The 23,943-nt window shown below is 66.9% G+C and carries 23 protein-coding genes and 1 pseudogene; 7 read left to right on the top strand and 17 right to left on the bottom strand.

Features of this window, described 5'->3' with window-relative positions:
* Together AC1RWI_RS27970 and AC1RWI_RS27965 are read right to left on the bottom strand one after the other, a co-directional pair.
* Window positions 1–125, bottom strand: a pseudogene (locus tag AC1RWI_RS27970) (isovaleryl-CoA dehydrogenase); the annotation flags it as partial.
* 78 nt (window positions 126–203) lie between these two features.
* The gene (locus tag AC1RWI_RS27965; protein WP_043354489.1) at window positions 204–1,925 is read right to left on the bottom strand and encodes an AMP-binding protein; all 1,722 of its coding nucleotides are present in this window, start codon (window positions 1,923–1,925) and stop codon (window positions 204–206) included.
* A gap of 313 nt (window positions 1,926–2,238) precedes the next feature.
* Here AC1RWI_RS27965 and AC1RWI_RS27960 point away from each other — a divergent pair, with 313 nt between their 5' ends.
* The 3 genes from AC1RWI_RS27960 to AC1RWI_RS27950 all read left to right on the top strand — a co-directional run bounded on the left by AC1RWI_RS27960 (window position 2,239) and on the right by AC1RWI_RS27950 (window position 4,103).
* Window positions 2,239–2,940 (top strand): TetR/AcrR family transcriptional regulator, encoded by a 702-nt coding sequence (locus tag AC1RWI_RS27960; protein ID WP_492869931.1) that lies wholly within the window; start codon window positions 2,239–2,241, stop codon window positions 2,938–2,940.
* Window positions 2,941–3,245: 305 nt separating this feature from the next.
* Window positions 3,246–3,398: a hypothetical protein gene (locus AC1RWI_RS27955; protein WP_043354492.1), complete on the top strand. Its 153-nt coding sequence runs from the start codon at window positions 3,246–3,248 to the stop codon at window positions 3,396–3,398.
* A 183-nt stretch (window positions 3,399–3,581) separates the two neighbouring features.
* Window positions 3,582–4,103 carry a hypothetical protein gene (locus AC1RWI_RS27950; RefSeq protein ID WP_043354493.1) on the top strand — a complete coding sequence of 174 codons (522 nt, stop codon included), beginning with the start codon at window positions 3,582–3,584 and terminating at the stop codon, window positions 4,101–4,103.
* Between the two features lie 111 nt (window positions 4,104–4,214).
* Here the strand turns inward: AC1RWI_RS27950 and AC1RWI_RS27945 are convergent, their stop codons facing one another.
* The 8 genes from AC1RWI_RS27945 to AC1RWI_RS27910 form a co-directional block, all read right to left on the bottom strand.
* The gene (locus AC1RWI_RS27945; protein ID WP_492869930.1) at window positions 4,215–5,267 is read right to left on the bottom strand and encodes a phytoene/squalene synthase family protein; all 1,053 of its coding nucleotides are present in this window, start codon (window positions 5,265–5,267) and stop codon (window positions 4,215–4,217) included.
* A gap of 94 nt (window positions 5,268–5,361) precedes the next feature.
* Window positions 5,362–6,726 (bottom strand): TAXI family TRAP transporter solute-binding subunit, encoded by a 1,365-nt coding sequence (locus tag AC1RWI_RS27940; RefSeq protein WP_492869929.1) that lies wholly within the window; start codon window positions 6,724–6,726, stop codon window positions 5,362–5,364.
* Window positions 6,727–6,830: 104 nt separating this feature from the next.
* Entirely contained in the window at window positions 6,831–7,835 is a 1,005-nt protein-coding gene (locus AC1RWI_RS27935) for an NAD(P)-dependent oxidoreductase (RefSeq protein WP_269083437.1), read from the bottom strand.
* A gap of 190 nt (window positions 7,836–8,025) precedes the next feature.
* Window positions 8,026–8,493 carry a ferritin-like domain-containing protein gene (locus AC1RWI_RS27930; protein WP_043354499.1) on the bottom strand — a complete coding sequence of 156 codons (468 nt, stop codon included), beginning with the start codon at window positions 8,491–8,493 and terminating at the stop codon, window positions 8,026–8,028.
* Window positions 8,494–8,527: 34 nt separating this feature from the next.
* Entirely contained in the window at window positions 8,528–9,604 is a 1,077-nt protein-coding gene (locus AC1RWI_RS27925) for a methyltransferase (RefSeq protein WP_492869928.1), read from the bottom strand.
* A 188-nt stretch (window positions 9,605–9,792) separates the two neighbouring features.
* On the bottom strand, window positions 9,793–11,265 hold the full coding sequence (locus AC1RWI_RS27920) for an MFS transporter (RefSeq protein ID WP_492869927.1): 1,473 nt from the start codon (window positions 11,263–11,265) through the stop codon (window positions 9,793–9,795).
* 962 nt (window positions 11,266–12,227) lie between these two features.
* Complete coding sequence (locus tag AC1RWI_RS27915) at window positions 12,228–12,887, bottom strand: hypothetical protein (protein WP_492869926.1); 660 nt, start codon at window positions 12,885–12,887, stop codon at window positions 12,228–12,230.
* Window positions 12,888–13,118: 231 nt separating this feature from the next.
* Window positions 13,119–13,283, bottom strand: a complete 165-nt coding sequence (locus tag AC1RWI_RS27910) for a hypothetical protein (protein WP_158408319.1) — start codon at window positions 13,281–13,283, stop codon at window positions 13,119–13,121.
* A gap of 79 nt (window positions 13,284–13,362) precedes the next feature.
* On the opposite strand from AC1RWI_RS27910, the gene AC1RWI_RS27905 reads away from it, so the two are divergent.
* Window positions 13,363–14,784 carry an MFS transporter gene (locus AC1RWI_RS27905; RefSeq protein ID WP_492869925.1) on the top strand — a complete coding sequence of 474 codons (1,422 nt, stop codon included), beginning with the start codon at window positions 13,363–13,365 and terminating at the stop codon, window positions 14,782–14,784.
* 46 nt (window positions 14,785–14,830) lie between these two features.
* Here AC1RWI_RS27905 and AC1RWI_RS27900 read toward each other — a convergent pair whose 3' ends face one another.
* The 5 genes from AC1RWI_RS27900 to AC1RWI_RS27880 form a co-directional block, all read right to left on the bottom strand.
* Window positions 14,831–15,286, bottom strand: a complete 456-nt coding sequence (locus AC1RWI_RS27900) for a PaaI family thioesterase (RefSeq protein WP_236702202.1) — start codon at window positions 15,284–15,286, stop codon at window positions 14,831–14,833.
* A gap of 114 nt (window positions 15,287–15,400) precedes the next feature.
* Window positions 15,401–15,763 carry a DUF3325 domain-containing protein gene (locus AC1RWI_RS27895; RefSeq protein ID WP_492869924.1) on the bottom strand — a complete coding sequence of 121 codons (363 nt, stop codon included), beginning with the start codon at window positions 15,761–15,763 and terminating at the stop codon, window positions 15,401–15,403.
* Window positions 15,760–17,406, bottom strand: a complete 1,647-nt coding sequence (locus tag AC1RWI_RS27890) for a PepSY-associated TM helix domain-containing protein (protein WP_492869923.1) — start codon at window positions 17,404–17,406, stop codon at window positions 15,760–15,762. The genes AC1RWI_RS27895 and AC1RWI_RS27890 overlap by 4 nt, the downstream gene beginning before the upstream one ends.
* Window positions 17,403–17,693: a DUF3649 domain-containing protein gene (locus AC1RWI_RS27885; protein ID WP_043354513.1), complete on the bottom strand. Its 291-nt coding sequence runs from the start codon at window positions 17,691–17,693 to the stop codon at window positions 17,403–17,405. Before AC1RWI_RS27885 ends, AC1RWI_RS27890 begins: the two co-directional genes overlap by 4 nt.
* Window positions 17,694–17,706: 13 nt before the next feature.
* Window positions 17,707–18,429 carry a cobalt ABC transporter substrate-binding protein gene (locus AC1RWI_RS27880; protein ID WP_043354514.1) on the bottom strand — a complete coding sequence of 241 codons (723 nt, stop codon included), beginning with the start codon at window positions 18,427–18,429 and terminating at the stop codon, window positions 17,707–17,709.
* 386 nt (window positions 18,430–18,815) lie between these two features.
* Between AC1RWI_RS27880 and AC1RWI_RS27875 the strand changes: the two genes are divergently transcribed.
* Complete coding sequence (locus AC1RWI_RS27875) at window positions 18,816–19,589, top strand: H-NS family nucleoid-associated regulatory protein (protein ID WP_052494995.1); 774 nt, start codon at window positions 18,816–18,818, stop codon at window positions 19,587–19,589.
* 66 nt (window positions 19,590–19,655) lie between these two features.
* On the opposite strand, the gene serA is transcribed toward AC1RWI_RS27875, so the two are convergent.
* Window positions 19,656–20,867 carry a phosphoglycerate dehydrogenase gene (gene serA, locus AC1RWI_RS27870; protein WP_043354516.1) on the bottom strand — a complete coding sequence of 404 codons (1,212 nt, stop codon included), beginning with the start codon at window positions 20,865–20,867 and terminating at the stop codon, window positions 19,656–19,658.
* 338 nt (window positions 20,868–21,205) lie between these two features.
* Between serA and AC1RWI_RS27865 the strand changes: the two genes are divergently transcribed.
* Together AC1RWI_RS27865 and AC1RWI_RS27860 are read left to right on the top strand one after the other, a co-directional pair.
* On the top strand, window positions 21,206–22,174 hold the full coding sequence (locus tag AC1RWI_RS27865; protein ID WP_492869922.1) for a Bug family tripartite tricarboxylate transporter substrate binding protein: 969 nt from the start codon (window positions 21,206–21,208) through the stop codon (window positions 22,172–22,174).
* Between the two features lie 48 nt (window positions 22,175–22,222).
* Window positions 22,223–23,143: an SMP-30/gluconolactonase/LRE family protein gene (locus AC1RWI_RS27860; RefSeq protein ID WP_043354520.1), complete on the top strand. Its 921-nt coding sequence runs from the start codon at window positions 22,223–22,225 to the stop codon at window positions 23,141–23,143.
* Between the two features lie 21 nt (window positions 23,144–23,164).
* Here the strand turns inward: AC1RWI_RS27860 and AC1RWI_RS27855 are convergent, their stop codons facing one another.
* Entirely contained in the window at window positions 23,165–23,896 is a 732-nt protein-coding gene (locus AC1RWI_RS27855) for a hypothetical protein (RefSeq protein ID WP_492869921.1), read from the bottom strand.
* Window positions 23,897–23,943 lie beyond the last annotated feature (47 nt).

Here is a 23,943-nt window from a genome sequence, read left to right as displayed (position 1 = left end):
TGGTCGGTGCGGTCGATCTCGGCCGCGCGCGGCGCCAGTTCGGCCTGCGCCCAGTTGCACACGGTTTCGCGCAGCATGTCGATGTCTTCGCCGAGGTGGAAATTGAGGCCGGGGAGTTCGTTCATGGTTGAGTGCTCGTTATCTAGTGGAATACGGCCGCGGCAGGCGGCGGCCCGATGTCGGATGGGATTTCGGTTGGGTCGTCACGTGGTCTTGTCGCCAAGCCCCAGTTCCAGCGTCATGCGCTCGCGCATCACGAACTTCTGCACCTTGCCGGTAATGGTCATGGGCATTTCGTCGACAAAGCGGATGTAGCGCGGAATCTTGTAGTGCGCGATCTGGTCGCGGCAGAAGGCGCGGATATCGTCCTCGGTGGCCGTATCGCCCGGCTTGAGCACGATCCACGCGCAGACTTCCTCGCCGTACTTGGGGTCGGGCACGCCAAACACCTGCACGGCCTGCACCTTCGGGTGGCGGAACAGGAATTCCTCGATTTCGCGGGGGTAGACGTTCTCGCCGCCGCGGATCAGCATGTCCTTCACGCGGCCGACGATGTTGCAGTAACCCTCGGCATCGATAGTGGCGAGGTCACCCGTGTGCATCCAGCCATCGCGGATCGCCTCGCGGGTGCGAGGTTCGTCGTCCCAATAGCCTTGCATCACCGAGTAGCCGCGCGTGCACAGCTCGCCCTTTTCGCCAACGGGCACGATCTCTCCGGTGCCGTCCACCAGCTTGACCTCAAGATGCGGCTGGATCTGCCCCACGGTGGTCACGCGCTTGTCGAGCGGATCGGTGGTGGAACTCTGGAAGGAAACCGGGCTGGTCTCGGTCATGCCGTAGGCGATCGTCACTTGCGCCATGTGCATCTGCGAGATCACGCGTTTCATCGTCTCGATGGGGCAGGGCGAGCCAGCCATGATCCCGGTGCGCAGCGTGGAGAAGTCGTACTTGGCAAAATCCGGATGATCCAGCTGGGCGATAAACATGGTCGGCACGCCGTGCAAGGCCGTGCAGCGCTCCTCGCTGACCGCCGCCATGGTTGCCGCCGGCTCGAACGCCTCGCCGGGGAACACCATGCAGGCGCCGGTGGAGACGCAGGCCAGCACGGCCAGCACCATGCCGAAGCAGTGATAGAACGGCACCGGGATGCACAGCTTGTCCTGCTCGGAGAAGCGCATCGCCATGGCGATGAAGCGTGCGTTATTGACGATGTTCCGGTGCGTCAGCGTGGCGCCCTTGGGCGCGCCGGTGGTGCCGCTGGTGAACTGGATATTGATCGGGTCGTAGCGGTCCAGCTGCGCGGTGAGCGCGTCCAGCTCGCTGGTGAGGGCATGCGTGCCATGGGCGAGCAGCGCATCGTAGTTCAGCATGCCCGGCGTGCGCTCTGCGCCCATGCGGATCACCCAGCGCAGCGCGGGCAGGCGCGCTGCCTGCAGCGTGCCCGGCTCGCAGCTTTTCAGCTCCGGCGCCAGCGTCTGCAGCATTTCCAGGTAGCGCGACGTCTTGAACGACTCCGCCGCCACGATCGCCTTGCAGCCCACCTTGTTCAGCGCGTATTCCAGCTCCGCCAGGCGGTAAGCCGGATTGATGTTCACCAGCACCAGCCCAAGGCGTGCGGTGGCGAACTGCGTCACCAGCCACTCCACCCGGTTCGGCGACCAGATGCCGATGCGGTCCCCGCGCTCCAGGCCCAGCAGGCGCAAGCCCCCGGCCATGGCATCCACCACCTGTGCAAATTCCCGCCAGCTCCAGCGGATGCCCTGCTCGCGAAACACCACCGCCTCGCGATCCGGGAAACGCGCTACGGTTTCGGCTAGCAGCGCCGGCACCGTCAGCTCGGACAAGGGAATGTCGGTACTGCCCCTGACATGGGAGAGCCCGCCAATGGGCAAGATCGTTGGGCTAGCCGCACCCTGCATCGTCATACTCGTCTCCAAAGCGCTGTCGCAATATTGTCCGTATCCCGGTTTCTTGAGGTTTATTCAACTTTGTTGAGTGTAGCTCAAGTCGGGGAGTGCGCATATATTCTGGCCCTCGTCCCATTCTATGTCGCATCGGGGCAGTGGCGTTGACTGGAAAAGTACACGCAGACCCGAAAAATTGCAACCATGAGTTGAGTAAAGATCAATTACAATCCCGTGACGGGGGGCGAGCAGCGCCCCAAGGCGTGCCCGGGCATCTGTTTTATGCTGCGCCGCACTATAATCGCCGGCTTCCGGCAAGCGAGGTAACACGTCGATGGACGACATCATGGTGCGGCGCCGCGTCCCCGCGAGCGCCAAGGCGGAGCAACGCATCCGCGACATCCTGCGCGTGGCCCGCGAAGTCTTTGCCGAGATGGGCTACGAGCGCACCACCACCACCGAGATCGCCCAGCGCCTGGGCATCTCCGAAGCCACGGTGTTTACCTATTTCCACGGCAAGCGCGAACTTTGTGTGCGGGTGATCGAAGACTGGTACGACGAGATCATCGCGGCGGTGGAAGAAGGCATGCCGCGCGGCCAGAGCACCAAGGCGCAGCTCGAGTTCTTCGTGCGCACGCATCTTCGGCTGTTCCTGATCCAGGGCACCGGGCTATGCGCGCTGGTGCTCTCCGAAGGCCGCGCCAGGGGGCCGGGGCTGGGCGAGGTGTTCGTGCCGCTGCAGCGGCGCTACACCGCGCCGCTGATGGATATGCTGGCGCGCGCGCGGGAGAGTGGGGAGATCCGGACAGACCTGCCGTTGAGCTTGCTGCGCTCGGCGATCTTCGGGCCGATGGAGCACATTCTTTGGGACGCAATCGCCAGGCAGCGGCCGGTGGATATCGAGCGGACCGCCAAGGATATCGTGGCGCTGCTCTGGCCGGCACTATTGCCGCCGGACCTGGAGGTAGCGGCGCTGCGGGCGTTTTATGGTGAAGTGGGGGCGGCGTTGCGGCGAGTGGACGAGCGCACGGAATAGGGCACGCGAAGTGGGGCGCTCGGTCGTGCCGCGGCCTGCGCTCAGGCAACAGTTCGGGCGGCGCCAACCCCGGTGTGTGGCACTGCCCAACAGCGCTAGCGGCGTGGCTTCCTTTGGAGCACATTCGGGCGCTTTTCCGCGGTGCTGGCGCGGGCATGGGAAATGCGTAAGGGTGAAACAGCGGGTGAAACAGCGGGTGAAACAGCGGCTGCATCAGCGCCGCCTTTGCGACTGGCACCCCGGTTTTCCCCGTGCGTCGACGCATTGTGTCGTCGTCCGCTGCTTCTCTGAGGGAAGGGTTTGCCATGCAAAAGCTGTCCATTCTGGCAATTTGCCTGCTTGTTCTCCTGGCCTGCATGACCGCGTTCATCTGCCTGTCCGGCGCATTCACGCTGCGCGACACCGAATACGGAAGCGGCACGGCAGCGTTCTGCTATATCGAGGGGTACGTTTGTTGAGGCCAACTCTGCCACTGTCCCACTGCCCCACTGTCGGCCGGGTTGGTGGAAACCAGTGGAATAATCCCGCTGCCTGAAGCGTTTACCGCAAGGGCAGGGTGCGCGGCGTGTGCGCGTGCTTGAACTATGCTGGAAGGGTTCCTGGCCCGAGAACACCACGCGCGCCAACGATGGAGAATGGTCATGCAATATCGCTTAGCCAGATGGATGGGCGCTACCGCTGCTGCGCTTGCGCTGTGTGCCTGCGCGTTCCTGCAGCCGGTCGAGACCGCGCAAAAGATGATCGGCAGCCCGCAGAGCGCCGTGCGCGACACCTTCGGCAAGCCCACGGAGACCTACCAGCTCGCCGCCGGCACCAGCCGCTGGATCTACTCGAAGCAGCCGCTCGGGTTCGAAGTCTACGCGGCGGATTTCGACGCCAGCGGAAACCTCGCCAGTTTCCGCCAGATGCTGACCGAGAAGGAGATCTATGAGGCGCGACCGGGCACCTGGACCAAGCAGGACGTGGCCCAACGCTTCGGCCTGCCGCGCGAGCCGGTCCAGTACTACCCGCTGATGAAGCGTGAGGCATGGTCGTACCGGCTCTACGTCGGCGCTTACATGCCGGCCCACTTCAGCGCTTACTTTGACGATCGCGGGGTGCTGGACCGCACCATGATCATTGTCGATCCGCTTGGGGGCGACGACCATTCCAGCAGCAAGTGATTGCCGCCTTGGCAACCCGCTGTGCAGTGCCTGGCCAGGTGATATCGCGTCCATGGCCAGTTGCGCGGCGGGTGCAAAGGTGCGCAATGGCCTTGGGATCCGCGTTCGCCATTAACGTTCCAGCCGCGCCTCGATCCCCCCGATCAACCGCTCAATCCAGATCCGCAGCAAGCCATTGGACGGCGCCATCAACGCCGAATACCCCACAATCCGATACACCTCGCTGCGCCGTATCTTGGACACCTTCGCCGGATCCAGCCAATCGTCATTGCCCGCAAGCAGCAGCAGCGTCTCCAGCCCGATAAGCACCGGCCACAAGCACGCCAGGCGCAATCGAACAGAGAACGCAGGAATGGCAAACGTGTAATCCACCGCCTCACGGAAATGACCCAGCGTCGTGCGGATCAGCGCGAACAGAAGTGGTTTCGCACGCGCTGAATTGCCTGGCAACAGCAAGTCTTGCGGCGTCAGTCCATACCGGTCCAGCATCGTTCCGGGCAGGTAGCAGCGCCCGATCCGCAGGTCCTTGGCGCAGTCCCGCAGCACATTGGTCATCTGCAGCGCCTTGCCAAAGCGCACGCCTCGCAGCAGCATCGCCTCGGAGTCTGCCTTGAGCGTCCCGGGCATATGGGCGTAGGTCATCTTGGTCCAGAACTCCCCCACGCATCCCGCGACCAGGTAGGTGTACCGGTCCAGCTCTTCCCATTCGCGCAGCACGCCAATCTGCCCGGAGCTTTCGTCGGGGAACGTGCGCAGATCAAATTCCATGCCGGAGGCCAGGGTCGACACGATCTCGCGAACCGCTGTCCGATCGGCCGCGCTCAGCCGGGACAGCATCGTCAGCGCCGGGCCGAGCGATTCGAGCAGAACCTTCTCGTCCGATAGCGCTTGCTGCCCGGCGACCTCCGCCGCCAGCCGCCGCATGAGCGTGCCGTCGTCCGTGGCGCCGTTGACCTGATCGCGCAGCGACAGCAGCAGTTCCAGCCGTTGCTGCGGTGGAATCAGCGCGGTGTCCGCAATGGTGTCGGCGGCGCGCGCCAGCAGATAAGCCAGGCCGATCGGATCGCGCATCCCGGCGGGCAGCACCCGCAGGGTGAGATAGAAAGAGCGTGAAACGCCTTTGAGCAGCGGGCCAAGAAGGAAGGCCCGGGTAGGGTTAGGCATGGATGGGGTCGGGTCGTGATTGACAAGTCGGCGCTGCCGGATTGTATCCGCATCCGGCGCGATGGCCGCGGGGAAGTAGCGCCCCAGCGCCAGCTCAGAGCGCGCCCGTCAGCCTGCGCCGCACAAAGACGATATGCTCGCGCAGCACATAGAACTGGTCGGCATAGGCGAGCGGCATCTTCATCTTGTTGACCGCGTCTTCGATGTGGTCGAGGCGCTGGGCCTGGGCGGCTTTTTCTTCCTCGGAGAGGTTCGCCAGCGCCACGCGCTCGATTTCGATCAGGGCGCCGTACCAGCGATAGATGCGGGACTTGACCCGCCACCGGTAGAGCGAGGGCACCAGCCGGAAGGCCGGAATCAGGATCACGATCACGGGCACAAGCACCAGCGCGCGGGAGAGCAGGCTCGCCAGCCAGAAGGGCAGGTGGCGGTACAGGAAACCCTTGCCCGATGCGTAATAGCGCGTGGCGTCGTCGCTTAGCGGGAACTCATGCGCGGTGGCGGAGGGAAACTGCCCGGCGCTCTGCAGCAGCCCGGCCTTGCCGTGGACCTCGCGCGCGGCCTCGATCAGCAGGTCGGACAGCGCGGGATGCAGCGAGTCGCGCGCCACCAGCTCCACCGTCGGGCCGATCAGGCGGATCGGGTGTGCCGGGAGATTCTTGCCCAGGTCGAAGGCGCCGGCGGGCAACACCAGCTCCTGCAGATAGAGAAAGCGCCGCGTATATGCATTGGCCTGCGCGAAATCCAGCAGGCGGATGCCCGGCATGCGAAACAGCTTGCGCATGATCGGGCCGGTGGCGGAGTCGCCGGTCAGCATGGCCACGTCGATCTTGCCGTCGACCAGCGCCTGGGCGGCGTCCTCGCCGTCGAAGGCGATAAGCTCGGCACTGCCGCCCGGCTCGATGCCGTTCGCCTTGAGCAGCGTCAGCGCCAGCACGCGGGCACCGCTGCCTTCGCGCCCGATGGCGATGCGCGACTTGCGGAAGTCGGACAATTTATGCTGTTCCTTGCCGCGGTACAGCACCGTGATGGGCGCGTAGAACACGCTGCCCAGCGAGACCAGCCCCTCGGTGTCCACATCGCCGGAGACGCCGCCCTGCACCAACGCCAGGTCAACGTCCTGCTTGCGATTGGCCAGCCGCTGCACGTTCTGGCGGGAGCCTTCGGAGGCCAGCACATTCAGCGTGATGCCATTGCGCGCGAGGATCTTTGCGTACTTCTCGGCGGCGTCGTAGAAGGAACTGCCCTTGGGGCCCGCGCTGATGGAGATGGTGCTCGGCGGCGCCGGCTGCACCAGCCAAACGGCGAGCCAGACGGCTGCCAGGGCAAGGGCCAGCACGGGGCCGAAGGACACGGCCAGGTCGCGCCAGGAAATGGCGACAAAGCGGGCGCGCAAGCGGCGTATATCCGGCAGCGCGTTGGCGGCGGTGGGCTTGTCTGGTGCGGGGTCCGGCGGCATCGGCGCGATTGGGGGAGACTAGGGCCGTTGGATGATAGCACCCGCTGTGCGCCGCATTTTTGCGCGCGTTTTGCGCGCGATCCCAGGGCAACCCATGCATGGGATCAGGCCGCCTTGCCGGCCTCGTCCGCCAGGATCGAAATCAGCTCCGGCACCGTCGGCTGTGGCCGCGCGGTGTGGCTGGCGCGCTCGTAGGTATCGCGCACCGCCTCCGCCGTGGCCCGTGCGGCGCCGAGTTCCTGCGCCATCGTGGTGTAGTAGCCCATGTCCTTGAGCGCGTTGGCAATCGAGAAGCGGAAGCCGGAATTGTCCCGTGACTCGATGTAGGGGCGCATGCGGTTGAGGATCACACCGTCTGCGCCGCCCTTGGCCAGCACTTCCACCAGCACGCCCGGGTCTACGTCTGAGCGCTCAGCGCAAGCGGCGGCCTCGGCCAGCACGGCGGAGAAGCCCAGCGAGACAAAGTTGTGCAGCAGCTTGAGCCGGTGGCCCGAGCCGGCCGGCCCGGCGTGCACGATGTTTTCCGCGAAGCACGACAGCAATGGCCGGCATTGCTCGAACAAGGCGCGGTCGCCGCCGACGATCAGGTTGAGGCGGCCTTGCGCGGCTTCCTTGGGCGTGCGCGTCATGGGCGCGTCAAGGAAGCGTGCACCGGCCTTGGCCACCGCAGCGGCAATGCGCTCCGTGGACGAGGGAATGGCGGTGGAGCAGTCGATCACCACGGCGCCCTCGCGCAGGCCGGCAAGCACGCCGTCCGGGCGGAACAGCACGTCCTCCACCTCCGGGGTGCCCGTGACGCACAGGATCACGATATCGGCCGCGCGCGCCAGCTCGGCCGGGGTGGCGGCCGTGGTGGCGCCTGCGGCCAGCAGGTCGTCCACAGGCTGATTGCCGGGATGGTCGAGCAGCACCAGCGGGTGGCCGTGCCTGGCGATGTTGGTGGCGATGCCATGGCCCATCATGCCGACGCCGATCATGCCGATTGTTTTCATGTCGTCTCCGTTCTTGTGTTTTTCTTGTGTTTTTTTGCAGGCGCCAACATCCGAGGCGCGCCGAAGGGCGTGTCGTTGCCCATGACGATAGCCTTGTCGTCCGTGCTGAAGTTGTATTGCAAATTTATGCTACGAATTTGTCAAGCAATGCGCGCCCGCCCACCGGGAAGTTCATGACCGAAGAGTATGGCGTGAGCCGTACCGTGGTGCGTGAACCGACTTCCCGGCTGAAATCCGAAGGCCTGGGCGAAGTCCTGCGCCGGCCGCCCGCACGGCGTTGACGCATGCCAGCCGCGCGGATGGCGCCTCAGGCTTTTGGCGGCGGCGCGAAGGCTGCGGCCTGACCCGGCTTGCGCAGCATCTTGTCGACCTCGCCGGCATGCAGCTCCTCGATCTGGATCATCTGGCGCGCGAACTCCTCCAGTGCCACGGAGCGATCCTCCACCAGCGCCAGCAGCTCGCGATACAGCTTGAGGGCAGCGTTTTCCGCTTCCAGGGACTCACGCAGCATGGCGGCGGTATCGAAGGTGTGGCTGTCGAGCAGCTTGCCGATGGCCAGCGACGGATACGCCCCCAGCGTGGTAATCCATTCTCCCGCCTGCTGGGCATGCAGCAGGGATTCGTTGGCCTGCTCGCGCAGCCAGGAAACGATCGGGATGCGGCCAAAGCCGAACACAAGCAGCGAGTAATGGGTATAGCGCACCACCCCCGCAAGCTCGGCTTCGAGGATCCGGTTCAGCACGCTGACCACTTCTTCCTTTTCCATCTCAGCCATGGCATGTTCCCTCCGACGGTTTGGCGTTGCTACGTCATTGGCGGGTCGCGATCATCATGGAGTCAGGCCCGGTGAGCGGTTCCACCCGCGCTTGCGCAAAGCCCACTTGCCTGGCCCAGGCGCAGCACTGCGCCCCGGTGTAATCGAAGCCACCCGGGGTTTCGATCAGCATGTTCAGGCTCATCAGCAAGCCAAACACGTTCTGTTTGCGCGCGTCGTCGATCATCGCGTCATAGACGATTAGGCGGCCGCCGGCGGGCAGCGCGGCGTGGCATTTTTCCAGCAGGTACAGCTTCTGCTCGAGATCCCAGTCGTGCAGGATATGCCCCATGACAAGCACGTCTGCCTGCGGGCAGGGGTCGTTGAAGAAGTCGCCGGGGTAAAAGCGCAGCCGATCCTGCAGGCCATGCGAGGTGACATATTCCTCGAAGACCGGGCCAACCGCGGGCAGGTCGAAGCCGCCGCCGCGCAGGTGCGGGTGGGCCAGCGCGATCTGTACCGGCAGGGCCCCTTGCGCCGTGCCGATATCGATAAAGGTCTGGCACTGCGCCCAAGGGAATTTGCGCGCCATCGCCTGGGCGGCGGCCAGGCTGACGCCGGTCATGGCTTGCAGGAAGCCGCGCAGGCCTTGTTCGTCCCGATAGATCGCGGCGAAGAGGTCACCATGCTCGTCGGCCTGGGTCTGCGGCAGGCCGGAGCGCAGCGAATCGGTCAGCGACGCCCAACTGGGGTACAGGCGCGTATTGGCCATCTCCAGCAGGCCGCCTACATAGCTGGGCTTGGCCTTGTCGAGGAAGAGGTCCGTGTCGGGCGTGTTGCTGTACCGGCTGGGCGCCTCGGCGTCTTCGCGCTCGAGCAGGTGCAGGGCCACCAGCGCGTCGAGGAAATCCACCGCGCCGCGTGGATGCAGGCCAAGGGCGGCGGCCAGGGCGCCGGCCGGCTGCGGCGCCTTCGCCAGTTGCGTGAACACGCCAAGCTCCACCGCGCTGAGCAGGGTCTTGGAGGCCCAGAAGCCCATCCCGAGCTGCAACACCCGCTCCGGTGTCAGGTCCGGCACCTGCCATGGGCTGGCGGGCGTGGGGCCGCGGGCGACGTCTTTTCCGTTCTGCATAAGTCACCTCGTCGCCGCCGCCGGCGCATACCTGGATACCCGGGCGCCGGGGCGTAGGGATGGATGCTGGTAACTCTAGATGCCGGAAGAGGCGAAATCCAGCCGATTCTGGCGCGGCAGCCTCGGGCACCCCCATCCTGCCGGGGGATGCCACTGAATGCCCCTTCGGCCTATGGGGCTTGCGGGGCCTACAGGGCCGCCGCCAGCCGCCGACCGTGGCAAAGATGGGTGACAAGCAGCGCAAGGCCGAGCAGGCATCCCAGGCACCAGGCAAAGGCGCTGTCGTAGCCATGCGCCGTGCCGGCGCTTTCCAGCCGCGCATAGAACAGGTTCCCGACCAGCGCCACGCCAACCGAATTGCCCACCTGCTGCACCGTGGCCAGCACACCGGCGGCCACGCCGGCATGGTGTTGCGCCGTCCCCGCCAGCACGGCGGAAGCCAGCGGCGCCATCACCATGCCGATGCCCGCGCCCTGTACCACCAGCAGGATCAGCATCACGGTCATCAAGCCGGGGCCTTGCGCCTGCCATGGCAGCAGCGTGTTCGCCAGTTGCAGCCAGTGGCCCGCCGCCAGCAGCATGGCGCCATAGGCGATGGACGAGCGCCCCAGGCGGGCGGCGATGCGCGGCGCGGCCAGTGAGGTGGCGAAGAAGCCCAGCGCCAGCATCGTGAACGCGCCGCCGCCTTGCAGCGGGCTCAAGCCAAGGCCGTCTTGCAGGTAGAGCGCCAGCACGAAGTAGAACGAGGCATTGCCGGCGTAGAAGGCGACCGTCACGGCCAGGCCGCGCGCAAAGCCTGGCGCGGCGAACAGCGCCGGGCTCACCAGCGGCTGCCCGCCGCGCGCATGTAGCCGGCGCTGATGCCAGGCGAACATGGCGAGCAACACGGGCGCCATGGCCAGCGCAAGCAGGGTGGTGGGCGGCCAGCCTTGCTGCCTGCCTTCCACCAGAGGCCACACCAGCGCACCGAGCGCCGCCGCCAACAGCGCCATGCCAGGCACGTCCGGCTTGCTGCCGCTGGTGGGCGGCGATGCGCGCAACACGCGTGGCGCCAGCAGCAGCGCAATGATGGCCACGGGCACGTTGATCAGGAAGCAAGCGCGCCAGCTCAGCCCGCCCGGGGCGGCCCGGATCAGCGCGCCGCCTACCAGTTGGCCGAGCAGCGCCGCCAGGCCTAGCGTGAGACCGTACGCGGCGAAGGCCCGCGCCCGCGCGGGGCCGGTGTAGGTGAGCGAGAGCATGGCCAGCACCTGCGGCTGGAGCAGCGCGCCCGCCAGGCCCTGCGCCACGCGTGCCGCGACCAGTGCGGGCGCGGACGGGGCAAGCCCGCAAGCGGCGGAGGCGAGCGCGAACAGCAACAGGCCCAGCATGAACATGCAGCGCCGCCCGAGCATGTCGCCCAGCCGCCCGCCGGTGATCAGCCCGGTGGCATTGGCCAGGCCATAGCCCGCCACCACGAACTGCAGCGCGCCGGCGCTGGCATGCAATTCGCGCTGGATGGCCGGCAGCGCCACATTCACGATAAAGAAATCCATCACCACCATGAAGGTGCCGCTCAGTATCACCAACAGGGCCAGGCGGTCCATGGCGGTCGGGGACGATGCGGCGGCGTGGTGCGGGACGGGCGCGCTCTCGGCGCGGTTCAGGCTCGAGAAGGTCATGGCTGGAGTCCTTGGCAAGCGGCCTTAGCCGAGTTCGCGCACGAACAGCGGCACGCCGTCACGGGTCAGCGCATGGCCGGGCTGCGTGGAATGGCGCCAAGTGGGGGTTGATGCGTGGGGTTGGCGCGGGGACGGGGCGGAATGTGCAATGGCGGTGGCAGGCATGAGGCAGCTCCGGTGGCGGTTACCTGGGGAGTCCAGGCAAGCTCAGTGTCGGAACTGGGGGGCTGCGCGCCAATTACGTGGCAGGTAATCAAGGTGCCCATGACGACCGCCGCAGGCACCAGGAGGATCACGGCGCCGGCGAAAGGGCGAAAGCTACCGCCTGCGATGGCTTCGCAGCGCCCGCGGCGTCCCGCTCCGAATCGCTTCCTCGAGTAAATCCGCGAGGGCCCGCGTCCGGCGTTCCGCGATCTGCTGCGCCGTGGCCCGCGCGCCAGGCATCCCCGTATCCGTGCGCGCACCGGCGCCCAACTCCTTCACGGCTTCGCCGCGGCGGGCCGGATCGACCTGTGGTTTCGCGTCATTTAGCATGGGATTCGAGGCCTGCGGTTGCTGTTTCAGGCCGGATTGTGCACCCATCTTGCGCGGGGAAGATCCCCTCTTGTTGGGGTAATCATTGAAGGACTATTGACGGCGGAAAAGCGCCCGGGCCATTGCGGCGAGGACGTTTCGCGCGGCACATGATGTTTCGGGGTCTGCTGCGGCCTTGAAAGCGATGGCTGCGCTCGGCAAGGCCAAAAAAAATGCCCACCGGATAAACGGAGGGCATGAAGAAGTGACATTGGGCGAGACGCTTTTCTCGCCCGCACGCAGTGTCTCACCGTGGGCGCCGGGCATCTGCCCCAATAGCGTGGGGATTGTGCTTCATCACCCACTTGACTTGGATCAACACTCGAAGCTAGGCGATGTGATCCCCGCTGTCTGCGGGGCAGTGGCCCGGGATGGCCTCAGCGGCCTGCCTACTGCTCGCGCGGCACGAATCGCCAGCCGCCGGCTTCAAGCGCAAAGGCAAAGCCGGTGACGCGCTGGTCGGGCTTGCCGCCGGTGGAGATCACGGCAGAGCAGCGTACGTTGCCGCTATCGTGGCTCAGGTGGCACTCGTCGAGTTGCTTGACCGTCAGCGACGTGGCCATTTCGGTCAGTTCCGCGACTGCCTGCGCATCCGTCTGGGTCTTCAATTGCCCGCGGGCAAATTCGCGCATCGAGGCGGTGGCTTGCCCGGCGTCCGGGCCACTGATGGCGGGTTCTTCACGCCGCGCCAGCACCCACGGCTCTGGGTTGCCGCCGAAGGCCAGTGCGCGGTAGCCGTCGCGGCGGCCGGCCTTGACCCCGACGATGCAAACGATCTCGCCGCCGCTGGCGGGCAGGCAGCCCTTGACCGTATGCGCCTTGATGGAAGCCATGATCCCCGCCACAAGCGGCGAGCGCGCACGCTCGGCCGCTGCCGGGTCAGTTTGCTCCAGCTGCTTCAGGCGCTCAGCTTCCGATTGCTGGATGGCGGCGGTGACCTGGCCGGGCGTGGGCGCGGGCGGGGCCTCGGCAGCGATGACGCCGGCGCTGGCGGATGCCAGGCAGGCAGAAAGAATTGCAGCTCGGGTAGCGAGGCGGGAAATGCGCATGGATAGGGAGCAATGGCCGGATAAAAAGGGCGGCCAGTTTAGCACCCGGGCAGGCAGTCATGAGCAGCAAGGGCCTCTTTATCGGGGCGCTCGTTTTCCGTTTTCCGCACCGGCGATCGTGCCCGGCGCCCGGTGCCCGGTGCCGGTCACCAGCATGAAACAGCCCGCCAATCGGCGGGCTGGGCGGCCTGGTCAGGCCTTGCGGGGTCCAAGCGCCAAGCGCCAAGCGCCTTAGCTGGTTTTCTCTTTCTTCTGGTGATGGACGATCCGGTCCCACCAGTAATGGAACGGATGGGCGTGTTCCGGATAGAGCACCGACTTGTGGAAAAAGCCTGCGCGAATGACGAAGGCGTAGAGCAGGACAATTACCCCGAGGAAGAGCATATAGGCGATCATGGCGGTTCCCTAATATGGTGGCCATGATTCATTGTAGGCGTCGCGCGCCTGGCGCGTTGGGCGCTGACGGCTAACTGTCATGCCAGTCATTCAGAGCGATATCCCCGCCCGCCTGGACCGCCTGCCGTGGTCGCGCTGGCACTGGCGGGTGGTAGTCGCGCTGGGGGTGGCGTGGGTGCTCGACGGGTTCGAGGTGACGCTGGTGGGATCGCTGGGCGGCGTGCTCGAGCGCCCGGATGGCCTGGGCCTCGATGCGGCGCAGGTAGGGTGGCTAGGGTCGCTGTACATCGCTGGTGCGGTAACGGGCGCGCTGGTGTTCGGCCGCCTTGCGGACCGCCTTGGCCGCAAGGCCTTGTTCCTGGTGACGCTGGCGGTGTACATGGCGGCGACATTGGCCACCGCTTTTTCCACGGGTTTTGTCTTCTTCGCGGTGTGCCGCTTCCTGACGGGCCTTGGCATCGGGGGCGAGTACGCGGCGATCAACTCGGCCATCGATGAACTGATCCCGGCGCGCGTGCGCGGGCGCGTCAGCCTGGCCATCAACGGCAGCTTCTGGTTCGGCGCCGCACTTGGCGCGGGCCTGAGCCTGGTGCTGCTGGATCCGCGCGTGCTGGGCCCGGCCCTGGGCTGGCGCGTGGCGTTCCTGCTCGGCGCAGTGCTGGCGCTAGCCATCTTGCTGGTGCGCCGGGACGTGCCGGAGAGCCCACGCTGGCTGCTCACGCATGGGCGTGGCGCGCAAGCCGGGCGCATCGTCGCCGCCATCGAGGCGCAGGTGGTGGCCCAGTGCGGCGCGTTGCCGCCGGCCACGGGCAAGATCCTGCTTTCCAGGCGCGCGGCGCCCACGCTCGGCGAGGTCGCGCATGTGCTGTTCAAGCGCTACCGGCTGCGCAGCGCGGTAGCCCTGGCGCTGATGGTCTCGCAAGCGTTCTTCTATAACGCGATCTTCTTTACCTATGCGCTGGTGCTCACGCGCTTTCACGGCGTGCCCGATAACCGCGTGGCGCTGTATATCTTCCCCTTTGCGCTGGGCAATGTGCTGGGGCCGCTGCTGCTGGGGCCACTGTTCGACCACATCGGGCGCCGCCGCATGATCGGGCTGACCTATGTGCTTTGCGGCGTGGGACTGGCCATGACCGGGTGGGCCTTCGAGCAGGGCTGGCTTGATGCACGCAGCCAGGCGCTGTGCTGGTCGGCGGTGTTTTTCCTGGCCTCCGCGGCGGCCAGTTCCGCTTACCTGACGGTGAGCGAGGTCTTTCCCATCGAGACGCGCGCCCTCGCCATCTCCGTGTTCTACGCTGTGGGGACAGGCACCGGGGGCTTTATCGGTCCGTTGCTGTTCGGCGCGCTGATCGAGAGCGGCAGCCGCGCCGCGGTGGCTGTTGGCTATGGCATCGGCGCGGCGCTGGTGATCGTTGCGGGCTTGTTTGCCCTGCGCTATGCGGTCAATGCGGAGAAGCGCCCGCTGGAAGAGATCGCGCCGCCGCTGTCGTCGCGCGATTAGCCCGCCTTGCATGGCGCGCCGGCAACACGGGCGCGGTCTGGTCTGCTCAGGCCGGATCCTTCCTGCGGAATGCGGCCTGCGCGGTGGCGATCAGACGGCCTTGGCTGTCGGTGACCTCGGCGTTGGAGAAAAATACCCGGCGGCCACCGCCCACGCGCCGGCCGACCACCAGCAGCGGCTCTACTTGCGCGGACGAGACATAGTTGACGTTCAGCGAGATGGTAGTGGCGGCGCGGCGCACGCCATTCTCGGGAAACAGCCCGGCGTAGCCGCCCGCCGCGTCCAGCAGCGTGGCCAGGATGCCGCCTTGCACCACGCCCGTGTTGTTGAGGTGCGCGGCCTGCGGCATCAGCGACATGCGCACCAGGTCCGGCTGCCACTCCACGATGGTGAGATTCAGCGATTCGAGAAAGGGATTCTCCAGTGCGTATGGCTGGCTTGCGGGGGTGTTGTCAGGCATGGCGGGCGAAGGACTGTGCCGGTGAGTTGGAATGGCCGTCATGATAGCCGCTAGCGGGCCTGCGGCAATCCGGACGGCGTCGTTGTCACGCTCTGCGGCGGGACGGGCGCGATGCGTTTGCCGCGCGCCTGATCCTGTTCGCAGGCCCCGGGATGGCTAGGCGGGCATCGCGCCCATCATTAGCAGCCCGCATCCGCCGAGCATCCCTGCCCAGCGGGCGGCGCGTACCGCGATGGCCGGCGCGTAGCCGAGCAGCAGCACCAGCACGAGCGCGCCGAGCGTCAGCGTGCCGACCCATGAGACGCTGCCCATCGGCCAGCCTTGCTGCTGCACGCAAGCCGCCAGGGCAAGGGCCAGCGCGGCCCAGCCGAGTACCTGCAGGCGCAGGCGCTCGGCGGGCGAAGCCGCGGCGCCGCGGCCGTGGCGATCGGCATAGTGCCGGTCCAGCGTCTGGCTCAGCGCGGTGAAGCCGCTATAGGCGAAGGCCAGCGCAGTGAAGAAACCCAGGCTTGCGCTCATGCGGCTCCCTTCGCATCGCTGGATGGCATGCCGATGTCCTTGGCTGGCACCGAGCGCTGCGCGGGCATGCGCGCCTTGGCGCGCCGCCCCAGGACATGCGCTGCCGCGCCCAGCGCAATGCCCAGCGCCAGCACCGTCAGGTCGAATCCGGCCACGGCAGCGGGCCCCTGGCCCTGCAGCAGCGTCACGCCCAGGTGGGTCTGCGTGGTGAAGGCGTTGAGTACGGGAATGGCAGCGAGCATCAGCGCACCGGCCCACAACTGCACGCGCCACATGGTGCGCGTCGGCCGCACCTGCGCCAGCACGGCTGCCACGCTCCAGGCGATGAAGAAGGCATGGATCTCCGCGTCGGGGCGGTGCGGCATGCCCACGGGCAGCAAGCGGTTGGCCCAGAAGTACGTAGCAAACGCGATCGGCAGGCCGGCAATAGCGCCGAGGTTGAGCGCATCCACCAGCCGCAGGCCAAAGCTCGGGCGCGCGCCGGCCGCCAGCGCCTTGGCCTGGCCCTGGCGCGTCTTCACGCCCCACAGCAGCGCACCGGTGGCCACCATGGCGCAACCTGCCAGCCCGCTCACGAAGAACAGCGCGCGCAGCAAGGGCCCGGCGAAATGCGCCTCGTGCAGGCCCACCATCACGCCACGCGTCTGGTTGGCCGCGCCGGGCGCGTCTCCCGTGGCCGCGATCAGGGCGCCGGTGACGCCGTTAAAGCGCATCGACGGCGCATTGGCGGACAGCGAACCCTCGGTGCCGCGCGACACCGTGATGGTGGCGTTGGCATCGCCCGCCAGCATGATGGCGACGCGGGTGGGCTGCGCGCCACGCCAATGGCGCACGGCTTGCTCCACCAGCGGGGCGACCGGCGTCAGCGCAGCCGCCTGCCCACTTGGCTTGCCTTGTGGCGCGCGGCCGAAGGCCTCATTGTTGAAAGCCTGCTGGTTGCCCTGGTACGCAGTCTGGATGCCCCACGGCATGTACATGAACATCAGCGTGACCAGCCCGGTGTAGGTGATCATCAGGTGGAATGGCAGGGCCAGCACGGCGGTGGCATTGTGCGCATCGAGCCAGGAGCGCTGGCCCTTGCGCGGCCGGAAGGTGAAGAAGTCCTGGAAGATGCGCCGGTGCGTGATGATGCCGCTGACAATGGCCACCAGCATGAACATGGCGCAAAACCCGATGATCCAGCGCGCCCAGATCGCCTGCATGAAGTACAGGTCGAAGTGCAGGCGGTAGAGGAACTCGCCGCCGCGCGTGTCGCGCACGGCCTGCAGGAAGGCGCCGGTGGCCGGATCCAGCGTGCGGCTCTCGAAGCGGCCGCGGCCGCCCCCGATGCCTGAGGCCGGCGCGCCGGGTGGGCGCATCCACAGCACGCTTACCGCAGGGTTGCGCGCATCCGGCAGGTCGATGAACCAGCGGGGCGAGTCCGCGGCGTTGCGCTGCAGGTACGCTACCGCACGGCCGGCGGCGTCGGCGCTGGACACTTGCGTGGCGGCCGAGCGGTGCAGCTCGGGCTGCATCCATAGCGTGATCTCGTCCTTGAAGTAGCTGGCAGTGCCGGCGCAGAACACCAGCAGCAGCACCCAGCACACCAGCAGTCCGGACCAGCTATGCAGCCAGGCCATCGATTGACGCAGCCCGGCCCTCATGGCGCGCTGCGCAAGGCGGCCAGCAAGAGGCCGAGCCCCACGGCAGGCACCGCCACGCCGGCCCAGGCGCGCCACGCGCTGCCGGCGGCGAACACCCACAGCACCGCGCACGCGTAAAGCGAGAACGACAGCAGCGTGGCTGTCATCACCGCCTCGGCGGGCGGCATGGGCAGCACCACGGCAAGCAGCCCGGTGGCCACGGCCGCGAGCACGTAGCCGCCCCCGATGGCGGCCACCACGCGCGAGGCAACGCCAAGGCGATAGCGGCCGGTCTGGCTCAATCCCATGACAAGCGCTCCCTTACTTGTTGGGCGTGGCTGCCGGCACCGCGGGTACCGCGGGCAGGCCATCGCCCTGCGTCAGCGACAGGGTGGTGACGTAGCTGGCGATGTCGTATGGCTTGCCATTGCGCTCGCCGGCGGTCTTGTCGACGTGGTGCACCTCCAGCACGTAGGTGCCTTGCCACGGCTGCGCCAGGCGCACGATGCCTTGGTCGTCGGTGCGCAGTTCGCGGCCCCAGCCGGACTGCACGGCCACGCCCACCTTGGCCTTGGGCAGTGGGCGGCCGGCATAGACCACCTGGTACTCGCCGGCGTGGCCGGTCGGCACGATGTCCAGCGCGAGCTTGGGCGCTACTGCGGTTGTGGAGCCAGCGCCCAGCAAGCGAGCCGCCGGCGTCCAGGCGGTGCGGATCACCTTGTCGCCGTCCTTGCGCTCCAGCAGCGGATAGCCCGTGTCCTGCGCGACGATGGTCTCGCCCGCGCCTGCGCGCCCCGAGAGCACGAAGCCGTTGGTGGTCTTGTCGGCCTTGAGGGGTTGCTCACCCCTTGCCGTTACCAGTACGGCAGAGGGTTGCACGAACCGGTCCAGCAGTCCCGGCGAAACTTCGCGCAGGTTCTCGTTGAATTCGCCAAAATACAGTTGGGCGGCCGCCGGCGTTTGCTCCAGCCAGACCTGGTGAGCCTGAGCGGTGCCGCTCAGTGCAGCGCCGCAAAGCAGGGCGGAGGTGATGAGGCGATTCATGGGCGATGCATCCTTTCAAGACGGGGGCTGGCAGTGCCGTGTTGCGCACAGGCCGCTGGCCGGGACGGCCGGGAAATCGTGATCGTGAAGTCGCATATGATAATCGTTCTCATTTAACTTGTGTGGGTTTTGCATGATGGCGCAGCGTTGGGGGCGGGGCATGGACGCGGGCTGGCCAATGCCCCCCGGAGGCGGATTTGCGGTCATCGAGGGGGTGCAGGAGAGGGGCCTGTGGCCCGGCTTTTGCGTCCGGATTCAAAGCTCGGCGGGGGCCGGTCCCGCGCTCGGCTATCATGTGCGATCCTCAGGATCTCCAGGGTGCTGCCAGCGCCGCATCCGCGACCGTTCCCCCGCTCCTTCTACCTGCATTTATTGTGTCTTTTGCCATGCCTTCTTCTGATCCCGCCGACGTCAAGAAAGTCGCCGCCATTGTCTGGATTCGCGTCCAGATGGAGCGGTTCGGCATCTCCATGGATGAACTGGAGGCGGCAGGTTGTTTTGACTGGGAGGCGGCGCCTGCCAGGGCGCCGGCCGAGGAACCCATCGTGGAGGAAAGTGAAACGGATGTAGCCCAGGCGCGATTGCCCGCAGGACCGATCACGGCACCACCCGCGTTGTTGCCTGCCGGGCCGATCACCGCGCCGCCGGTAGTCGCACCTGAGCCATCGCGCAAGGCCGTGGCGCGCAAACGCGCTCCTGCCCCTGTCAGGGAATCAGCGCAGCCTGCTGTGCCGGTCGCCGCGCCAATCGCAACGCCAATCGCAACGCCGGTCGCTGCGCCTGTCGCCGCGCCTGTCGCAGATGCGGTGGCAGTCGCTGAAGCCGTGCCCGCGGAAAAGCCGGCGGCAGCATTGGCTGCAGAGCCGGCGGCAACCCCGGCCGCCGCGCCTGCGCCTGCACGGGTGACCATGTCCGTGCCCGTGCAGAAAGCGGGAGCCGTGAAACCGGCGGCCCCTGCAGCAGCCCCTGCACAGGCGGCCGAGGCCGCCGCCGCGCCGGCCGCGGCAGCACCTGCGCCAGCAGTGCCGCAGGCGAGCGCCCCCGCACGCCGCTACCGCAATGCGGAGGGACAAGTCTGGGATGGCGTGGGCCCCATGCCCGCATGGCTGCTGCGCGCAGTCAACGCGGGCCAGTCGGTGGAGCATTTCCGGGTGAATTGAAGACAGCGGCCGATGGCCGCTGTCCTGGCCGCTGCCGGCGAGGCAGCGATGGCGCCGCGCTGCCGTTCAGGCCAGCGGGTTAATGATGGTGCGGCAGCGGATGAATGTCGTTTCCGCATCCAGCGCGGCGGCCAGCGTTGGCGAGGGCACCTTGTCGAGGTCGGTCACCACGTAGCCCATCTGGCCATGCGTCTGCAGGTGCTGTGCCACGATGTTGACCCCGTCGCGCGCCAGCAGCGTGTTGAGCGCGGCGAGCGCGCCCGGCGCGTTGCCGTGCACGTTGAGCAGCCGCGCCGGCGACGTCAGCGGGCCGGGGCTCACCTCGGGGAAATTCACCGCGCCAATCGTATCGCCCGTCCTGAGGAAGGCAATCAGCTTGGTGGCGACTTCCGTGCCGATATTTTCCTGCGCCTCCTCCGTGCTGCCGCCGATATGCGGCGTCAGGATCGCGTTGGGCACGCCTTGCAGCGGGCTGGTGAAGCGGTCAGCGTTGGTCTTGGGCTCTTCGGGGAAGACGTCGATCGCCAGGCCGGCGATATGGTTGTCATCGCACGCCGCGCGCAGCGCTTCGATATCCACCACGGTGCCGCGCGACGCATTGATCAGGATTGCGCCGCGCCGGAACTGCCGGAGCACGTCGGCATCGATCATCTTCCTGGTCTGCGCGGTGGCCGGCACATGCAACGTCACGATGTCGGCCTGCGACACCGCATCCGCCAGCGAGCGCGCCGCGCGCGCCGAGCCCAGCGACAGCTTGGCCTGCACATCGTAGTACACCACGCGCATGCCCATGGCTTCTGCCAGCACGCCAACCTGCGAGCCGATATTGCCATAGCCGATGATGGCGATGGTCTTGCCGCGCGCCTCGAACGACCCGCTTGCGCCCTTGGCCCATTTGCCGGCGTGCGCCAACGCGTTTTTCTCGGGAACGCGGCGCAGCAGCAGGATCGCCTCCGCGATAACCAGCTCGGCCACGGAACGCGTATTGGAGAACGGCGCGTTGAACACCGGCATGCCGGCGCGGGCCGCGGCGTCGAGGTCTACCTGCGAGGTGCCGATGCAAAAGCAGCCAATGGCCACGAGGTGCCTGGCGGCTTCGATTTCTGCGGCGCCAAGGTGCGTGGCGGAGCGAATGCCGAGAATCTGGTGGGCCGCGGGAGCGCGATGCAGTTCGTCGCCAGCGAGCGCGCCAGTGCGGCGCTCGACGGTGACATGCGCTTCCTTGAAGCGCTCGACGGCGGTGTCATGGATGTTTTCAAGCAGCAGTGCTGAGGTCATGGCGATTGGGTGATGGCGGCGAAGGCGCGAGATGGGTGCGGCAGCGCGAGGGCATGCGCAAGGTGAAACGTACGCTGCCATGGTAACGCAGGCAGCGCTGCCCAGCCGAACACCCACATTGCCGCCAATGGCAAATCCGTCCCGCCCGGGACGAGGCCCGCTAGGGAAAGCCCCCGGATTGACCGGCGAATCAACGGCCCCTACAATTAATCGGAATGTCGTTCCGTCTAATAGAATATTCGGTGCGACAACTTCGGAAGAACGACCCGCCGCCAAGAGCAGGCGTGAGCCACGCATAGCGAACACCGGACATCAGTCAGGCATCAATGGAGACAGCCATGTACCACCGCCTTTGCGCCAGCCTTGCCCTGGCAACCCTCAGTGTGGCCACCACCTATGCCCACGGCGGCACCTGGCCCGACAAGCCGGTGCGCATCGTCGTGCCATACACCGCCGGTGGCACCACCGATTTCGTGGCCCGTCAGGTGGCGCAGAAGCTGACCGAAAGCACCGGCAAGTCGTTCTTCGTGGAGAACAAGCCCGGCGCCAGCGGCACCATCGGCACGCTGCAGGTGGCACGTTCCGCGCCCGATGGCTACACGCTGCTGGCCAACGACACCACGTACACCATGCTGCCGTCGCTGTTCAAGGCGCTGCCCTGGGACTACAACAACGACCTGGTGCCGGTGACCACGATTGCGCAGACGCCGGTGATCCTGATCGTGCCCGCGAGCTCGAAGTTCAAGACGCTGCAGGAACTGATCGACTTCGCCAGGCAAAACCCGGGCAAGCTGAACTTCGGCTCGGGCGGCGCCGGCAGCTCCACGCACTTGTCCGCCGAGGTCTTCAAGAAGGACGCCAGGATATCGATCACGCATATCCCATACAAGGGCGCGGGCGATGCGCTGATGGGGCTGATCGGCAACAACGTGGATATCCTGATCACCGCCACGCCGACCGCGGTGCCGCAGATCAAGGGCGGCAAGGCCCGCGCGCTGGCGGTCACGGGCGCGGCGCGCGTGCCGGCGCTGCCGGACGTGCCGACTTTTGCCGAAGCTGGCCTCAAGGACTACAAGGTCATCAACTGGTTTGGCCTGGCGGCGCCCAAAGGCACGCCCCCTGCGCTGGTCGCCAAGTTGCAGGCGGAGGTGCAAAAGAGCGTGAACAGCCCGGAGGTGAAGGAGCGCCTGGCCAGCATGGGTGCCCAGCCGGGCGGCATTGCGCCGGCAGACTTCGCCAGGCGCATCAAGGACGACACCGCGCTGTGGAGCCAGGTGGCAAAATCCGCCGATGTGAAGGCCGAGTAAATGGGCAAGCGCCGCCGTTGCGCAGCGCCAGGACAACAAGGAACGAACATGTACTTCAGAACGGTGCCCCGCGAGATATCCCTCCAGGTCTTCTCGGCCATGCCCGCGCATTTGCGCAAGACCGGCGTGCGCTCCGAATGGGCCGATGCCAACAAGGGCGGGGCCTGCATCGACAGCTTCCTGGAGGGGCCGGTATTCGACCCCGCGGGCAACCTGTACGTGACGGACATCCCGTTCGGGCGCATCCTGCGCATCTCGCCGGCCGGGGAGTGGTCGCTGGTCGCCGAGTACAAGGGCGAGCCCAATGGCATGAAGTTCCTGAATGCGCGCGAACTAGTGGTGGCGGACTATCGCAACGGCCTGTTGCGCGTCAACGTGGACACGGGCGAGGTGACCACCTTGCTGGGACGGCGCAACGCGGAGCAGTTCAAGGGCGTGAACGACCTGGTGATCTCTCGTCGTGGCGACTTGTATTTCACCGATCAGGGCCAGACCGGCCTGCACGATCCCACGGGCCGCGTCTACCGCCTGCGGCCCGGTGGGCAGCTGGACCTGCTGCTGGGCAATGTGCCCAGCCCCAACGGCCTGGCGCTGTCCTGCGACGAGAAGGTGCTGTTCGTGGCGGCCACGCGCGGCAATTGCGTGTGGCGCGTGCCGTTGCAGGCCGACGGCAGTGTGTCGAAGGTGGGGCAGTTCTTTACGTTCTACGGCACCAGCGGGCCCGACGGCATGGCCATCGACAGCCGTGACCGGCTGTTTGTGGCGCATGCCAGCCTGGGCTGCGTGTGGGTGCTGAGCAAGCGTGGCGAGCCCGAGGCGATCCTCGCCAGCCCGGCGGGCGCAACCACCACCAACCTGGTGTTTCAGCCCGCCGTTGAGCCAGGGCAGCCGCGCAAGGTGTTTGTCACCGAATCGGAAACCGGCACGATCCTGTTCGCGGATCTGGACGAGGCCGGGCTGGGCGTTTGATCCCGTTGCGGCCCGCGCCTGTCACTTCGGTGGCAGCAGGTCTTGGAGGTCCCGCAGGGTTGCCGCGGTAGTGGGGCCCGCGGGCGCGGAGACGGGGCGCGCCGGGCGGGCTGAGGTGATCGTATTCGTGCTGCCGGCCGCGCCATTGCCGCCACCGGCGGCGACATGCGGCACGGCAGCCGGGTCGAGCCGGCCATTCTGGCCCAGCGCGATCTGCGCGCAGCCGGTGAGGAAGCGGTCCTTCTTCAGGCTGTTGGTGATGTCGATCGCCAGGACTGCAGCGCGTTCCTCGATCGGGATGATGGTGCCGCCGCGGCTGAACGTGTATTTGCCTTTCCACACCGCACGGTTCTGCCTGACATCCGTCAGCGTCGTGCCATAGTCGATCGACAGGCGGCCGCCGGACGCATTGACCACGCCCCCGCCATTGGCGATGGTCAGCACCGTATCGGCGCCGAACGTACGCATCCTGCCGGTCAGCGCGGTCGAGTCCAGCTCCAGCCCCGAGATCTCGTCGTACGCCGATTCCACGCCGCACTGCCGGGTCACCTCGCGGAACTTGGCCGCGAACGCTGCGGAGAAGTCGCTGTTCCACCCCATGCCGGTCGTGCCCAGCACATACATGCGGGTGGGCTTGCCGGTGTAGTCGCTGGCGCGGCTGGTCACGCCGACGGTGGTCGGCGCGCAGCCGCCCAGCAGCATCGACGCCAAGGCCAGCGCGACGGGGGCGCTATTTCGATATCGGTTTCCCATGTCTTGTGCCCAGAGAAAAATGGCGAGGCTAGCCGCTGCGGCCGGCG

This window comes from Cupriavidus sp. MPR-AND1C, assembly GCF_058809705.1.
This window is presented reverse-complemented; position numbering and strand designations above follow the sequence as displayed.

Coding starts and splice junctions, on each gene's coding strand:
- AC1RWI_RS27950 (WP_043354493.1), top strand. CDS start 3,582: ATGCAATATCGCTTAGCCAGATGGATGGGCGCTACCGCTGCTGCGCTT.
- AC1RWI_RS27910 (WP_158408319.1), bottom strand. CDS start 13,283: ATGATCGCCTATATGCTCTTCCTCGGGGTAATTGTCCTGCTCTACGCC.
- AC1RWI_RS27890 (WP_492869923.1), bottom strand. CDS start 17,406: ATGAGGGCCGGGCTGCGTCAATCGATGGCCTGGCTGCATAGCTGGTCC.
- AC1RWI_RS27895 (WP_492869924.1), bottom strand. CDS start 15,763: ATGAGCGCAAGCCTGGGTTTCTTCACTGCGCTGGCCTTCGCCTATAGC.
- AC1RWI_RS27865 (WP_492869922.1), top strand. CDS start 21,206: ATGTACCACCGCCTTTGCGCCAGCCTTGCCCTGGCAACCCTCAGTGTG.
- AC1RWI_RS27955 (WP_043354492.1), top strand. CDS start 3,246: ATGCAAAAGCTGTCCATTCTGGCAATTTGCCTGCTTGTTCTCCTGGCC.
- AC1RWI_RS27925 (WP_492869928.1), bottom strand. CDS start 9,604: ATGCAGAACGGAAAAGACGTCGCCCGCGGCCCCACGCCCGCCAGCCCA.
- AC1RWI_RS27920 (WP_492869927.1), bottom strand. CDS start 11,265: ATGACCTTCTCGAGCCTGAACCGCGCCGAGAGCGCGCCCGTCCCGCAC.
- AC1RWI_RS27930 (WP_043354499.1), bottom strand. CDS start 8,493: ATGGCTGAGATGGAAAAGGAAGAAGTGGTCAGCGTGCTGAACCGGATC.
- AC1RWI_RS27900 (WP_236702202.1), bottom strand. CDS start 15,286: ATGACGGCCATTCCAACTCACCGGCACAGTCCTTCGCCCGCCATGCCT.
- serA (WP_043354516.1), bottom strand. CDS start 20,867: ATGACCTCAGCACTGCTGCTTGAAAACATCCATGACACCGCCGTCGAG.
- AC1RWI_RS27960 (WP_492869931.1), top strand. CDS start 2,239: ATGGACGACATCATGGTGCGGCGCCGCGTCCCCGCGAGCGCCAAGGCG.
- AC1RWI_RS27875 (WP_052494995.1), top strand. CDS start 18,816: ATGCCTTCTTCTGATCCCGCCGACGTCAAGAAAGTCGCCGCCATTGTC.
- AC1RWI_RS27965 (WP_043354489.1), bottom strand. CDS start 1,925: ATGACGATGCAGGGTGCGGCTAGCCCAACGATCTTGCCCATTGGCGGG.
- AC1RWI_RS27905 (WP_492869925.1), top strand. CDS start 13,363: ATGCCAGTCATTCAGAGCGATATCCCCGCCCGCCTGGACCGCCTGCCG.
- AC1RWI_RS27885 (WP_043354513.1), bottom strand. CDS start 17,693: ATGGGATTGAGCCAGACCGGCCGCTATCGCCTTGGCGTTGCCTCGCGC.
- AC1RWI_RS27945 (WP_492869930.1), bottom strand. CDS start 5,267: ATGCCTAACCCTACCCGGGCCTTCCTTCTTGGCCCGCTGCTCAAAGGC.
- AC1RWI_RS27915 (WP_492869926.1), bottom strand. CDS start 12,887: ATGCGCATTTCCCGCCTCGCTACCCGAGCTGCAATTCTTTCTGCCTGC.
- AC1RWI_RS27880 (WP_043354514.1), bottom strand. CDS start 18,429: ATGAATCGCCTCATCACCTCCGCCCTGCTTTGCGGCGCTGCACTGAGC.
- AC1RWI_RS27940 (WP_492869929.1), bottom strand. CDS start 6,726: ATGCCGCCGGACCCCGCACCAGACAAGCCCACCGCCGCCAACGCGCTG.
- AC1RWI_RS27860 (WP_043354520.1), top strand. CDS start 22,223: ATGTACTTCAGAACGGTGCCCCGCGAGATATCCCTCCAGGTCTTCTCG.
- AC1RWI_RS27855 (WP_492869921.1), bottom strand. CDS start 23,896: ATGGGAAACCGATATCGAAATAGCGCCCCCGTCGCGCTGGCCTTGGCG.